General features: G+C 68.4%; 11 protein-coding genes. 5 read left to right on the top strand and 6 right to left on the bottom strand.

The genetic code is table 11. The annotated features are described in order from the left end of the window. The first annotated feature begins 124 nt into the window (after positions 1–124). Complete coding sequence (locus ACAM51_RS02300) at positions 125–1,168, top strand: diguanylate cyclase (protein WP_369642626.1); 1,044 nt, start codon at positions 125–127, stop codon at positions 1,166–1,168. A gap of 116 nt (positions 1,169–1,284) precedes the next feature. Beyond that, positions 1,285–2,502 (top strand): multidrug effflux MFS transporter, encoded by a 1,218-nt coding sequence (locus ACAM51_RS02295; RefSeq protein ID WP_369642625.1) that lies wholly within the window; start codon positions 1,285–1,287, stop codon positions 2,500–2,502. Positions 2,503–2,598: 96 nt separating this feature from the next. On the opposite strand, the gene ACAM51_RS02290 is transcribed toward ACAM51_RS02295, so the two are convergent. The 6 genes from ACAM51_RS02290 to ACAM51_RS02265 all read right to left on the bottom strand — a co-directional run bounded on the left by ACAM51_RS02290 (position 2,599) and on the right by ACAM51_RS02265 (position 8,285). Next, positions 2,599–3,522, bottom strand: a complete 924-nt coding sequence (locus ACAM51_RS02290) for an NAD(P)H-hydrate dehydratase (protein WP_218341115.1) — start codon at positions 3,520–3,522, stop codon at positions 2,599–2,601. 9 nt (positions 3,523–3,531) lie between these two features. Next, entirely contained in the window at positions 3,532–4,299 is a 768-nt protein-coding gene (locus ACAM51_RS02285) for a histidine phosphatase family protein (protein ID WP_369642624.1), read from the bottom strand. Positions 4,300–4,308: 9 nt separating this feature from the next. Further along, a complete protein-coding gene (locus tag ACAM51_RS02280) occupies positions 4,309–4,593 on the bottom strand; it encodes a hypothetical protein (RefSeq protein WP_218294788.1) in 285 nt (94 codons plus the stop codon). A gap of 95 nt (positions 4,594–4,688) precedes the next feature. Beyond that, positions 4,689–5,798, bottom strand: a complete 1,110-nt coding sequence (locus tag ACAM51_RS02275; protein WP_369642623.1) for a DUF72 domain-containing protein — start codon at positions 5,796–5,798, stop codon at positions 4,689–4,691. Between the two features lie 57 nt (positions 5,799–5,855). After that, the gene (locus ACAM51_RS02270; protein WP_218294790.1) at positions 5,856–6,266 is read right to left on the bottom strand and encodes a hypothetical protein; all 411 of its coding nucleotides are present in this window, start codon (positions 6,264–6,266) and stop codon (positions 5,856–5,858) included. Between the two features lie 285 nt (positions 6,267–6,551). After that, positions 6,552–8,285: an IPTL-CTERM sorting domain-containing protein gene (locus ACAM51_RS02265; RefSeq protein WP_369642622.1), complete on the bottom strand. Its 1,734-nt coding sequence runs from the start codon at positions 8,283–8,285 to the stop codon at positions 6,552–6,554. 312 nt (positions 8,286–8,597) lie between these two features. Here ACAM51_RS02265 and ACAM51_RS02260 point away from each other — a divergent pair, with 312 nt between their 5' ends. The 3 genes from ACAM51_RS02260 (at position 8,598) to ACAM51_RS02250 (ending at position 13,143) form a co-directional block, all read left to right on the top strand. Further along, entirely contained in the window at positions 8,598–10,967 is a 2,370-nt protein-coding gene (locus ACAM51_RS02260) for a Tex family protein (protein ID WP_369642621.1), read from the top strand. A 60-nt stretch (positions 10,968–11,027) separates the two neighbouring features. Next, positions 11,028–11,855, top strand: a complete 828-nt coding sequence (locus ACAM51_RS02255; protein WP_218294793.1) for an HDOD domain-containing protein — start codon at positions 11,028–11,030, stop codon at positions 11,853–11,855. Positions 11,856–11,943: 88 nt separating this feature from the next. Continuing rightward, the gene (locus tag ACAM51_RS02250) at positions 11,944–13,143 is read left to right on the top strand and encodes a patatin-like phospholipase family protein (protein WP_369642620.1); all 1,200 of its coding nucleotides are present in this window, start codon (positions 11,944–11,946) and stop codon (positions 13,141–13,143) included. Positions 13,144–13,149: the final 6 nt, after the last annotated feature.

The raw sequence follows: 13,149 nt of genomic DNA, 5'->3' as shown, positions 1-13,149 counted from the left end.
TGGAGGATGCAGGGTAGTTCCGTGTTTTCGCGGGGGCAGGGCGGGTGTTACATTCAAAACATGCCTGCTGGCGCGGGCCGCGCGCGGCGGCGCATCCCCCCAGCACCCGACAAGGACCCACCGCATGTCACCGGAACGCGAGCGACTGACCCGCATGCTCTTCGATGAGTACATCGAGATGTATGCCGCGCGCGATGCCCGGCTGCTGGCGCGCTTCAGCGAGAATTTCAGCGGCTTCGCGGGCAGCAGCGACCAGCTGATCAAGACCCGTGCCGGATGGATCGAGGTGACGCAGCAGGATTTCGCGCAGGTTCCAGCGCGCATCGGCATCGAGATGGTCGAGCTTTTCGTGCAGGACCTGGGGGCCGACCTGCTTGCCGCCACCGCCTTCTTCCACATCCACCTGCCCATTCCCGACGCGCTGTTTGCCCGCGAGACCGCGCGCAAGGTGGTGCTGTTCCGGCGCGAGGGCGGCCAGGAGGCGGGAGGCGACTGGAAGATCGCGCACGTGAGCGTCTCCATCCCGTTCGGCAAGGCCCGTGGCAGCGAGGTGTACCCCATCGAGGAGCTGCGCCAGCGCAACCGCGAACTCGAGGCGCTGGTGCAGGAGCGCACCCAGGCCCTGGCGCAGGCCAATCAGCGCCTGGAGCTGCTGAGCAATACCGACGGTCTCACGGGCATCGCCAACCGCCGGCACTTCGACGATGCCCTGGCGCGTGAATGGGCACGCGCGCAGCGGGCCCGCACGCCGCTGGCCCTCATCATGCTGGACGTGGATGTGTTCAAGCACTTCAACGACCACTATGGCCACCTCGCGGGCGATGCCTGCCTGCAGGCGCTGGCCCTCACGCTCGCGCAGACGGGCGCGCGGCGCGAGGGCGAGCTGGCCGCGCGTTTTGGCGGCGAGGAGTTCGTGGTGCTGCTGCCCGGCTCCGACCTGCAGGCCGCGGCCGAGGTGGCGCGCCACATCCAGGAGGCGATCCACCAGTTGGCGCTGCCGCACGAAGGGGCGCCGCTGGGCATCGTCACCGTGAGCTTCGGGGTGGCCAGCGTGCAGCCGCAGCGCGACGAGTTGCCCGAGATGCTGGTGCGCCTGGCCGACCGCGCCATGTACCGCGCCAAGCAGGGCGGGCGCAACCGGATCGAACTGGCCGACGGGGCGGGCTGACAGGCAGCGCGCGCGGGCCCGGCGCCTTGCGTCGCAACCGGGGGGTGGCCGCGCTGTTGCGGGTTTTTGCAGGGTTAACCCGCAGGCTTGCACCAAACTGGTGACAATGGCCTGCTATGCATGCTTCCCGTTTCTTCAAGATGGCCCTGATCCTGGGCCTGCTGTCGGCCATCGGCCCCTTTGCCATCGACATGTACCTGCCGGCGCTGCCCGAGATCGGCGCGAGCCTGGGCGCGGAGGTGGGCGCCGTGCAGTGGAGCCTGACGGCGTTCTTCATTTCGCTGGGCGTTGGCCAGCTGTTCTATGGTCCGGTGTCGGACATGGTGGGCCGCAAGCCGCCGCTGTACGTGGGTCTGCTGCTCTTCACGCTGGCGAGCGTGGGCTGTGCGCTCGCCACAGACATCCAGACCCTGGTGGTCCTGCGTTTCGTGCAGGGGCTGGGCGCCGCTGCCGGCATGGCGATTCCCCGCGCCGTGGTGCGCGACCTGCACACCGGCACCGAGGCCGCGCGCCTCATGTCGCTGCTGATGCTGGTGTTCAGCATTTCCCCGCTGCTGGCGCCGTTGGCGGGCAGTGGCGTCATTGCGCTGACGGGGTGGCGCGGGGTGTTCTGGGCCGTGGCGGTGGCGGCGGTCGCCGGCCTCCTGCTGGTATCCCGGGGGCTGCGCGAAACGCGGCCGGCAGCCGACCGCCTCGAAAGCAGCCTGGCGGGCGCGCTCTCGGGCTACTGGCTCCTCCTGCGCGACGGGCACTACCTCGGCCTCGTGTTCATCGGGGGCTGCTCGATGGCGGGGTTCTTTGTCTACCTTGCGGGCTCGCCCTTCGTGCTGATCAACCACTACGGCCTCACGCCCGTGCAGTACAGCCTGGCGTTCTCGGTGAATGCCGCCGCATTCTTTGCCGCCGCGCAGTTCACCGCCCGGCTGGGGCGCCGCTTTGGACTGGTGCCCACCGTCAAGGTGGCGGTCACCGGTGCGGGCGCCGTGATGGTGGCCATGCTGGCTTACTACCTGGCGGGCGGCGACCGGCTGGAAGTGCTGCTGGGCCTGTATTTCGTCGCCAGCGGCCTGATGGGGCTGGTGATTCCCACCACCTCGGTGCTCGCCCTGGAGGAGCACGGCGCCATCGCGGGCACCGCCTCGGCGCTGCTGGGCACGCTGCAGATGCTGATCGGCGCTGCCGCCATGGGCGTGGTCGGTGTGTTCGCCAATGGCAAGCCGCTGCCCATGGTGGTGGGCATGGCCAGCGGCGCGCTCCTGGGCCTGGTGCTGACCTGGGTCACGCTGGGCGGCGAGCGCGCGGCACGGCCGCTGGCCAAGGGCAACGCGCCGTAGCCCGATTGCTATTGAATTGATAGCTTTCTGCGCTTGTGCATCCAGCACAGGCGGCCTTTTTCGTTCAAACCGCGTGATGCGGGCGAGCCCTGTGGATCACTTCGGTCCGGCATGGCGCCGTGGGGTGGCGCGCGGGCCCAGGGCATGGATCAGCGCAGGCACCTGCGCCGACAGTTCGCGCGCCAGGTAGCCCAGCGTGCCCTGGTCCCGCGCCAGCGCGCTGCCCGCGCGTGCATGCAGGAGCACGCCCCAGGCCGTGGCATGCAGCGGCGGCGCGCCGCGCGCGGCCAGGCCGCCGATGAGGCCCGCCAGCGTATCGCCCGAGCCCGACGTGGCCAGCCCCGGTGTACCGCCCGCAAACCGCAACGAACAGCCGTCGGGCTGCGCGATGCAGGTGGTGCTGCCCTTGAGCGCCACGCAGGCGCCCCAGCGTTGCGCGCCCGCCCGGGCGGCGGCCAGCGGGTCGGCCAGCACGGCGTCCTTGGATGCACCGGTCAGGTGGGCCATCTCGCCGGCGTGGGGCGTCATGACGACGGGCTGGTCGAACGCTGCGCCGACTGCGGCCGACATGGCGTAGGCGTCCAGCACCACCGTGCTGCGGCGAAACAGCGGCAGCATCGTGCGCACGAAGGCCACGCTGCGGGCTTCGTCCAGCATGCCGGGGCCCAGCACCACGGCGCTCACCTGGTCGGACAGGGGCCCGAGCCGGTCGCAGTCGCGCGCGGCAAAACCCCCGGCCCGGGTCTCGGCAAGCCCCATCACGCGCGCCTCGGGGATGGCCAGTGCCAGGCCCTGCGCCACGCGCTCCGGTGCGGCCACGGTGAGTTTGCCGGCCCCCGCACGCAGGGCGGCGATGGCCGCCAGCAGCGCCGCGCCGGGCATTTCATGGCTGCCCGCGACCACCAGCACGTGCCCGCGCGCTTCCTTGTCCGCATCGTCGCCGGGATGGGGCAGGGGCCAGCGCCGAAGCAGTGCCTCGGTCAGGGCTCTGGGCCGGGGCCAGGTAGGGTTGCGGGGCATGGCGTGCCGTCAGGGCTTGGGGGCGGTGGCGGCGTCGGGCTCCCGCGTCACCGGTGTCCGCGCGTCGCGCAGCGGGGCAAGGAAGTTGGCCTGGATCAACTGCATGGCCTCGTCGGTGCGCCCCTCGTGCGCCCCATGGGCGCGGTAGATCGTCACCGCGCAGTTGGGCACGTCGCCCTGGCGGTCGATCTCCAGGATCTGCTGCTCGTCCATCTGCTCGATGAGGTAGCGCATGCAGTTGACGATGACCTGGTGCGCGACCACCAGCACCCGCTGCCCCGCGTATTCGCGCGTGACCATCTCCTGCAGGCTGCGCAGCCGCAGGATCACGTCGCACCAGTTTTCACCGCCGGGCGGCCTGAAGTAGAACTTGCCCACGTGGGTGCGTTGCTCATGCAGCTGGGCGTGCTGCTGCTGGATGCCGAACTTGGTAAGCCGGTCCAGGATGCCGAACTCCTTTTCCCGCAGCCGCTCGTCCAGCCGGAGGGTGACATGCTCCAGACGGCTGTGTTGCGCCACCAGGCGGGCGGTCTGCAGCGCGCGCATGTAGGGCGAGCACAGGATGACCTGCGGCTGCCCATCCACGGGCTGGCGTCCAAACCATTCCCCCAGCGCCACCGATTGCGCGGTTCCCAGGTCCGACAGCGGCACATCGATGTCCCGCCATGCGAGGTCGATGGTCTGAAGCCCCCCCGCCTCGGCCGCGTCGCGCGCCACGTTGCCGGCGCTTTGTCCATGCCGCACCACCCACAGCCGCGCGGGCCAGCGTGTTTCCATGGCCTCGGGCTACCGAGGGGCGCGAAGGCGGGCCCTGCCCACGGCGCCAGCCGCCGGGGCCTTTTCCGCCGCCCGTGCCAGCTTGCCGGCCACCCCGTCGCGCCCCGATGCGGCGCGCGCGATGAGGGCGCTGCCCAGGGCCCGGCCCGCTGCGCGGCGCACCAGGCCACGGCTGCGGCTGGCGCCGCGCAGCACCAGCAGGCCCGCACCCAGCACCAGCCAGTGCTCGCCTGGAAAACCGGCACGTTCGGCGTCCCATTGGCGCACGCCGCGGAGTTTTTGAAGAAGGTTCATGTGACGGGCCCTGACGTTGACAGCATGCCGCCATCGTCGCGCAGGGTACGGCCGCCCGGTGTCAGCGCACGGTTTTGGCGCGGGTGCTCCGCGTCCTACACCACGGGGCCGGGCGCTGCGGCGGGCGCCGGGCCGCCAAGCTGCGCCGCCACGCATTCGGCCAGCGCCTGCACGGTGCGCGGCGCGCAGCCTTCCGCATGGTTGCTGATGGCCACGAAGGCGTTGTGCCCCCGCCCGGTGACGCCCGCGATCAGGCTCGCCAGCGCGGCCCGCGTGCCAGGGTCGGGGTGGTGGAGCCGGTCATAGGGCGCATAGTTCTTTTCCGCGTCTTCATAGCCATAGGGGCCGTGGATGGGGTGGAGATTCCAGCGGCACACCAGCGGACCGGGCCAGAGCGCGCGCAGCATGGGCAGCTGTTCCTGCAGCGGCGGCATCTTTGCGTGCAGGCCCAGGCAGTAGGTGGCCCCGGCCTCGCGCAGCACCGCCGCGAAGCGCGGGGTGAGCCATTGGGGATCGCGCACCTCCACGGCCATCACGCCGTCCGGCGCGGTGGGGTGCAACGCAGGCTGCGCGCACAGCATGGCGCGCAGGCGCTCCAGCAGCTCGTGCATGCGGTCCAGCTGGGCCAGGGGCAGGGGGCTGATCTGGAACACCAGCGCCCCCAGCTTGTGCCCCAGGCCCTGCAGCGCGGGTTCCACGAATTCACTGAGGGCGAGTTCGGGGCTGAAGAAAGCCGGATTGGGCTGGCGCCCCCGCCCGTCCTCGCTGCGCACGAGGGCGTCGGTCACCAGGCTGGGCGCCTTCACCACGAAGCGGAAGTCATCGGGCACCTGCGCGGCATAGCGCTCGTACTGGCTCACCGTGAGCGGCCGGTAGAAGCTGCGGTCGATGCTCACCGTGCGCAGCAGCGGGTGCTGGGCGTAGACCGCCAGCCCCTGCTTGGAGAGCAGGGACTCGGAATGCTCGCCTTCCCACACCAGTCCCTTCCATCCAGGGTATGTCCATGACGACGTTCCCAGCCGCAGCTGGCGGGGGAGGGCGGCGGCCAGGGCGCGCAGACCATCGTGCCCGGGGGCCGGATGCACCCCGGTGCGGCGCGGCCTGGCCGCCGCGGGCTCATCTGCATCGGCCGCGAAGCCAGCGGCGGCGGCCTTGTCGGTGGGAGGGGGCGGCACCGGCGGGCCGCCGAAAAGGTCGTCTTGCATGTGAGGGACGCGGATGGTGTGGCGGGCGCGAGCCGGAATGGGGTGCCGCAGAGGAGGTCACAGGCCCGCGAACAGTCCACCTTCGTTCAGCAGTTCGTAGGTGATTTCCGGGTGCTGGTCCATGCTCTTGCGGATCGCGGCGGGAATCGCCTGGCGGGTCTTGCGGCACAGGCCGGGCTGCTCCAGCACCAGGATCGCAATGCCCCGCAGGCTGCGCACCTCATGGGGGCTGGGGGTGATGGAAAGGCGCACGCCCAGCTGGTCTTCCATGCGGCCCAGCAGGCGGCGCAGGTCGCTCAGGCTGGTGAGGTTTTCCAGCCGCTCAAGCAGTTTTTTTTCCTCATTGCGCGTGAGGCGCAGGATGCGGACATCCCCGCCCGGCGCCTCCAGCAGTGCATCCCGGCCGCACACGCAGGTGCCGGGAGGGCATTCGGTGCGGATGGGGAAGGCAAGAGGGGCGGCGTCCATGCGTGTGCTTGGGGTGGCTTGGTGGCCCGGCACATTCTAAGAGCGGCGGTGCGGGCGTTCGCGGCGTGGTACTTCTTCGGGCCGTTGCTGTGCCCGCACCGGGTGGAGCCTCGCCCTTTGCCGGTGTCCGCTTTCGGTGATGGCCGTGCCCTGCCGCGCCTGCGCGCCCGGGGGACGCCACCGCTCCAGCGCTTGCGCACCGTTGCCAGAAACGACCGGCGCGCCTCGAGGGCGCGCCGGTCTGTTCAATGTCGATGCATCAGCCTCTTGTGAGAGAGACCCGGGTCAGCGAAGGTTGCCCCGCTTGCGCTGCAGCCACACATAGGCCATCAGAGCCAGGCCCAGCAGCATCATTCCGTACTCGCTCAGGGTGGGGATGTTGCTGGCCACCGCGCCGCCACGGGTGAGGGTGTAGAACTGGCCTGTAGTGAAGTTGCCCGTGCCCGCGCCCGCACCGCCGAGAGGCGAATTGGCCGGGACAGGGCCGACGATGGAATCGTCGTCCACCACATCCAATCTCAAGGTGCCGCTGCCTGTTCCGGTATTGACAGTGACCGTGTAGACGGCTCCTGAACCGCTGACACCCGTCACCGATGCACCTGCAATGGTTCCGGTCGATGTCAGCACGAAATCCGAAGCACCGACCCCGGTGACCGGTTGAGTGAACGTTACCGTGTAGTTGACGGATGCCGCCGCGGTGGGATCGGGATCGGTCCGCACAATGGACTGCACTTCAACACATCCAGGACCGCTGTCCGTGCAACCTGCCAATGCAAACACGCCCCCGCCTTGGGGCAGTCCTTCGATGACAAGACCCAGTCGGTAGCGACCGGTTTGCTGGATCCCCATCAGGAACCGGAGGTCGATGGAGGCGCCCGCGGCCAGGGGGGTTCCCAAGGTCACGGCCCCGGCGGACATGGTGGAGTTGAAACCACCGCCGTTGGTTTGGGAAGGGGGCTGTTCCAGCGTGGTGCCTTCCACGGTCACGTTGCTCGTGCCGGAGCCGCAAGGAGCGCGGTCTACGGTGACCACCACACTCGAAGATGTGCGGGGGCGCAGATCAGCAATACCGGAAGGAGCGGGGAACGTCGTCAGGTCAATGATCTTGAAGCGCAGCCGCGTCAGGTCGCCTCCGCTCGTATTGGTGAAGGTCCGGCGGACGTCCAGCGTGCCAAAGGTGGAGTTGTTGGCCGGATCGCTTGTGAAATCGCGCACTGAATTGGGCGGTGCGGGCGCGGCCACACAAGGGTCGAGCAAGGCGGGGCTGACAATGCTGCCGATGACGGGGCTACTCAGGTTTGAGGGTGATGGTGCCCCCAGCCGCTGTCCGGCCCCCGCCGATGTGCCGTTGGTGTCCACAAAATAGAAATCGACGGCGTTGTTGTCGGTGTCCAGCGCTACTCCGGTAGCCAAGCATGCGGTAAATGTCGCGATGGAACCCTGTTTTCCGCAGATATCGCGGGTGAACGCGTAGTTGATGGAGAAGGGAGTTAGTGCGGGATAACCAGTGCCTTCCTTGTACAGCGTATTGGCCTCAGACGTGGAGCCTACGGCATCCAGGCGGTTGGCCAGCAAGAACTCGGCGGGGGTATTGCTGTTGAACAGTGCAATCCCGGCATTGTCGGGAATGTCCGTGACGTAGGTTGCGTCGCCTGTGGCGGTAGTGCCATTGCCGGCGGGGTAGCCACCGATGGAGTAGGTAGCGCTGTTGACGCACAGGTAGTGTCCATAGGCAGGGATGATCGTGCCATTCGGGACGGAGCACCGCAGTAGGCCATCCGATGCCGCAACGCCATACCCGGTGCCCGTACCGGTGGCCAACACCGTCAATGGTGAAGCGGTTTCGTTATAGAGCTTGATGAATTCATCGTTGGCACCAGCGGGGCCGCGCAATCGGAATTCCCCGACGATCAATGCAGAAGCCTGTGGCGCCGCGATGCAAAGCAGGATACAGGCCATCGCACTGGAGCGACGGCGCGCCAATGAAAGGAAATTCCGGACCAGTTCGTCGAGTCTCATACATCCTCCGGCACAAAGTGCGTGGCGTGGGGCCGTAAGTGGATGTGTAAATGAGAAGGGAGGCTGTCTGCCTGGTCACGTACAAAAGCAAATATTTACGGAACTGTTACAGAGTGCGCTTTATCTGCAGGCTGCGCAATAGGTGAAGGCCAGAACGCAGCCCGCTACAGTGCTGTCAATCCTCCCGGTACTTTTTGGCTGTCACTGCGGGTGATCCATCCGGGCTTCTGCACTCTTGCTGCCAAGAATCCCTGTGGCAAACTCGCGCGCTTCGCGTTTTGTTTGATTGAGTCTCAGAGAGTTCGCCCACCCATGCAGCAGATCGTCCGGCAGTTGGCCGCAGAAATCAAAGTCAGTGAATCCCAGGTGCGCGCAGCGGTGGAGCTGCTCGATGGCGGCGCCACGGTGCCGTTCATCGCGCGCTACCGAAAGGAAGTGACCGGCGGGCTGGACGACATCCAGCTGCGCGAACTCGAAGCGCGCCTGTCGTACCTGCGCGAACTGGAAGACCGCCGCGCCGCCGTGCTCAAGAGCATCGACGAGCAGGGCAAGCTGACCGATGCCCTGCGCCTGGCCATTGCACAGGCGCCCACCAAGCAGGAGCTGGAAGACCTCTACCTGCCCTTCAAGCAAAAGCGCCGCACCAAGGGCCAGATGGCCCGCGAGTTCGGCATCGAGCCGCTGGCGGACAAGCTGTTTGCCGACCCCACGCTGGACCCGGCGACCGAGGCCGCGGCCTTTACGCGGCCGCCCGAAGTGCTGGACGACGGCAAGACGGGCGCCGATTTCTCCACCGTACCGGCCGTGCTCGACGGCGTGCGCGACATCCTGTCCGAACGCTGGGCCGAAGACGCCGTGCTGGTGCAGAACCTGCGCGAATGGCTCTGGGCCGAGGGCCTGCTGCGCAGCAAGAAGGTGGAGGGCAAGAACGAGAACGACCCCGAGGTCTCCAAGTTTCGCGACTATTTCGAATACGACGAACCCATTGGCCGCGTGCCGTCGCACCGCGCGCTGGCCGTGTTCCGTGGCCGGGGGCTGGAGATCCTGGAAGCCAAGCTGGTGCTGCCCGTGGAGCCCGAGCCCGGTAAGCCCAGCCTGGCCGAAGGCAAGATCGCCCTGCACCTGGGCTGGAGCCATGCAGGCCGCCCGGCCGACGACCTGATCCGCAAGAGCGTGGCCTGGACCTGGCGCGTGAAACTGAGCCTCTCGACCGAGCGCGACCTGTTCGCCCGCCTGCGGGACGACGCCGAGAAGGTCGCCATCAAGGTGTTTGCCGACAACCTGCGCGACCTGCTGCTGGCGGCGCCTGCAGGCCCGCGCGTGGTGATGGGGCTGGACCCCGGCATCCGCACCGGCGTGAAGGTGGCCGTGGTCGATGCCACGGGCAAGCTGGTCGAGACCGCCACCGTGTTCCCGCACGAGCCGCGCCGCGACTGGGAAGGTTCTTTGCACACCCTGGCCAAGCTGGCCGAGAAGCACGGCGTGAACCTGATCGCCATCGGCAACGGCACGGCCAGCCGCGAGACCGACAAGCTGGCGGCCGACCTGATCAAGCTGGCGGCCAAGGTGGACCGTGTGATTGAAAAGGTGGTGGTGAGCGAGGCCGGCGCCTCGGTCTATTCCGCCAGCGAATACGCCTCGCAGGAGATGCCCGATGTGGACGTGAGCCTGCGCGGCGCGGCCTCCATCGCCCGCCGACTGCAGGACCCGCTGGCCGAGCTGGTCAAGATCGACCCCAAGAGCATCGGCGTGGGCCAGTACCAGCACGACGTGAACCAGAGCGAGCTGGCCCGCACCCTGAGCACCGTGGTGGAGGACTGCGTGAACTCGGTGGGCGTGGACCTGAACACGGCCAGCGTGCCGTTGCTCAGCCGCGTGTCGGGCCTGTCGGGCAGCGTGGCCAAGGCCGTGGTGCGCTGGCGCGAGGCCAACGGTGCGTTCAAGAGCCGCAAGCAGCTCATGGACGTGGCGGGCCTGGGTGCCAAGACCTTCGAGCAGAGCGCAGGCTTCCTGCGCATCCGCGGTGGTGACAACCCGCTCGACATGACCGGCGTGCACCCCGAGACCTACCCCGTGGTCGAGCAGATCATGGAGAAGACGGGCAAGCCCGTGGCCGAGATCATGGGCCGCGCCGACATGCTCAAGACGCTGAAGCCCGAGCTGTTCGCCAACGACAGGTTCGGCGTCATCACCGTCAAGGACATCCTGGGCGAGCTGGAAAAGCCCGGCCGCGACCCGCGCCCGGACTTCAAGGTGGCGCGCTTCAACGACGGCGTCGAGGACATCAAAGACCTCAAGGAAGGCATGGTCCTGGAGGGCACGGTGAGCAACGTGGCCCAGTTCGGCGCCTTCATCGACCTGGGGGTGCACCAGGACGGCCTGGTGCACGTGAGCCAGCTGGCGCACAAGTTCGTGAACGACGCGCGCGAGGTGGTCAAGACCGGCGACATCGTGAAGGTCAAGGTCATGGAGGTGGATGTGGAGCGCAAGCGCATCGGCCTGTCGATGAAGCTCGATGCCGCGCCGCCGCGCCAGGGCGGGGAGCGGGGCGCGCCCCGCGACAACCGGTTCGAGGGCGCTGGCCGGGGCTACGCGCAGCCGCAGCGCCGTGCCCCCGAGCCCGCGCAGCAGTCGGCCATGGCGTCGGCATTCGCCAAGTTGCAACAGGCGAAGGGCCGTTGACGGATTGGGGGGTGATGGGGGCCATAATCGCCAGCAATCGAAACTCTGGCGCCTGACCCCATGGAGTTGAACGCATTGCTGGCACAACCAGTGGCTCTGCCCAGCCTTCCGCGTGCGGTGGCGCTGCTGATGAGCGAACTGGCCCATGAAGAGCCCAGCCTGCGGCGCCTGAACCAGCTCTTTGGCACGGACCCGGCGCTGGCCGGGCGACTGCTGGAGCTGGCCAATTCCCCCACCTTCCAGTTGCCGCGCCAGATCGCGGGCATCCCGGAGGCCCTGGCGCTGCTGGGCACGGCCCAGGTGCGCTCGCTGGTCAATTCGGCACCGCTGGGCACCACCTCCCGCTCGGTGCCCGGAGTGAACATGCAGCAGTTCTGGCGCTACAGCCTCAACACGGCCAAGCTGGCGCGGTCGCTGGCGGGTATCGCGCAGCAGGACCAGATCGCCGCATACACCGCGGGCTTGCTGCACGCGCTGGGCGAGCTGGTCATTCACCTGGCCGACCCGGAAAAGGCGCAGTCGGTCAACACGCTGGTGGCGCCATTCGATCTGCGGCGCGGCAAGATCGAGCAGCGCATCTTCGGCTACTGCTATGGCCATGTGACGGCCGGGCTGGCGCGCCGCTGGCAGCTTCCCGAGGTGGTGGTCGATGCGCTGCAGCACCAGAGCGTGCCGTTCGACAACAACGCCTACGAGCCCCTGGCGGGAGTGATCCACCTGGCCTCCTGGCGCGCGCGGGCCCGCGAGGCGGAGCTGGGCGAGAAGGAGATGGCCGTATCGTTCCCCGGCGAGGTCGGCCTGACCCTGGGGCTGGACATCGACATGGTGCTGCAGCAGGACCCCATCGACTGGACGGCCCGGCCCGAGGCCGCCGACTACGTGGTCTGACGGCGGGTTTGCGAACCGGGATGCTTGCGCCCGGCCCGGGCACCTTGCGCGACATGCCGGGGCGCGGTGCTTTGCGACAATGCCGTCCATGAAAGCCCTGCGCATCCATGCCGGCCCCCGCGCCCGGCAGCACCTTGAAAACCACGGCCTGCGGCCGGGCGACGTGGGCGTGATCCCCGCGGCGGCCGGTGGCCCCAAGGGGCTCATCCTGGGCCCCCTGGACCGCTTCATCTTCGGCGAATGGCTGGCCCAGTCGCGCCAGCCGGTGGACCTGGTGGGCGCGTCGATCGGCGCCTGGCGCATGGCCACGGCCTGCCTGCAGCAGCCGGTGGCGGCCTTCGAGCGGCTGGAGCATGACTACATCCACCAGGACTACGACCTGCCGCCCGGCAAGAAGCGCCCGTCGGCGGCCCACGTGAGCGAGCGGTTTGGCCAGAACCTGCAGGCGTTCTATGGCGGGCGTATCGACGAGGTGCTGAACCACCCGCGCTACCGCCTGCACATCGTCACCTCGCGGGGGCGGCACCTGCTGGGCCGCGAGCACCGCGTGGCCACGCCGCTGGGCTATCTGGGCGCCTTTCTGACGAACACGGTGCACCGCAAGGCGATGGGGGCGTGGCTGGAACGGGTGGTGTTCTCCTCGTCCGATGCGTCCAGTACCTCCGCCGAGGGGGCGGGGGCTGCGTGTGCTGCATTGCCCTTTGGCACGTCGGACTACCGCACGCGGCAGGTGCTGCTCAGCAACGGCAACTTCATGCAGGCGCTGCAGGCCAGCTGCTCGATCCCGTTTGTGCTGCAGGCGGTGCACAACATTCCGGGTGCGCCCCGTGGGGCGTATTGGGACGGGGGCATCACCGATTACCACCTGCACCTGGCCTATGGCAGGCAAGAGCAGAATGCTATTGAATTAATAGCTGATAGCGCTTTTCCATCCAGCGCTGGAGGCCAAAAAGACTTGAATTCTGACCCCGCTGCCTCGCCCGGCCTGGTGCTGTACCCGCATTTCCAGCACCGCGTGGTGCCCGGCTGGCTGGACAAGGGACTCAAGTGGCGCCACCGCTCCACGCCTGCGCTGGACAACATGGTGGTGCTGTCGCCCAGCCCCGACTGGGTGCGCAGCTTGCCCAACGCCAAGCTGCCCGACCGCAACGACTTCACGCACTACGGTGCCGACAGCGCCGCGCGCGCCAAGGCCTGGCTGGCGGCCACGCGGGCCAGCCAGCAGCTGGTGGACGAGTGGCAGGCGTGGCTGGCGCGGCCGGACATGAACGCCGTGCACCCGCTGTAGGGGCCG

The organism is Acidovorax sp. A79, assembly GCF_041154505.1.
GTDB lineage: Bacteria > Pseudomonadota > Gammaproteobacteria > Burkholderiales > Burkholderiaceae_C > Acidovorax.
The sequence above is the reverse complement of the archived record's forward strand: the minus strand, read 5'-3'. Positions and strand labels throughout refer to the sequence as shown.

Excerpts from the sequence above, each read along its gene's own strand:
- ACAM51_RS02300 (WP_369642626.1), top strand. The coding sequence starts at position 125 with ATGTCACCGGAACGCGAGCGACTGACCCGCATGCTCTTCGATGAGTAC.
- ACAM51_RS02295 (WP_369642625.1), top strand. The coding sequence starts at position 1,285 with ATGCATGCTTCCCGTTTCTTCAAGATGGCCCTGATCCTGGGCCTGCTG.
- ACAM51_RS02290 (WP_218341115.1), bottom strand. The coding sequence starts at position 3,522 with ATGCCCCGCAACCCTACCTGGCCCCGGCCCAGAGCCCTGACCGAGGCA.
- ACAM51_RS02285 (WP_369642624.1), bottom strand. The coding sequence starts at position 4,299 with ATGGAAACACGCTGGCCCGCGCGGCTGTGGGTGGTGCGGCATGGACAA.
- ACAM51_RS02280 (WP_218294788.1), bottom strand. The coding sequence starts at position 4,593 with ATGAACCTTCTTCAAAAACTCCGCGGCGTGCGCCAATGGGACGCCGAA.
- ACAM51_RS02275 (WP_369642623.1), bottom strand. The coding sequence starts at position 5,798 with ATGCAAGACGACCTTTTCGGCGGCCCGCCGGTGCCGCCCCCTCCCACC.
- ACAM51_RS02270 (WP_218294790.1), bottom strand. The coding sequence starts at position 6,266 with ATGGACGCCGCCCCTCTTGCCTTCCCCATCCGCACCGAATGCCCTCCC.
- ACAM51_RS02265 (WP_369642622.1), bottom strand. The coding sequence starts at position 8,285 with ATGAGACTCGACGAACTGGTCCGGAATTTCCTTTCATTGGCGCGCCGT.
- ACAM51_RS02260 (WP_369642621.1), top strand. The coding sequence starts at position 8,598 with ATGCAGCAGATCGTCCGGCAGTTGGCCGCAGAAATCAAAGTCAGTGAA.
- ACAM51_RS02255 (WP_218294793.1), top strand. The coding sequence starts at position 11,028 with ATGGAGTTGAACGCATTGCTGGCACAACCAGTGGCTCTGCCCAGCCTT.
- ACAM51_RS02250 (WP_369642620.1), top strand. The coding sequence starts at position 11,944 with ATGAAAGCCCTGCGCATCCATGCCGGCCCCCGCGCCCGGCAGCACCTT.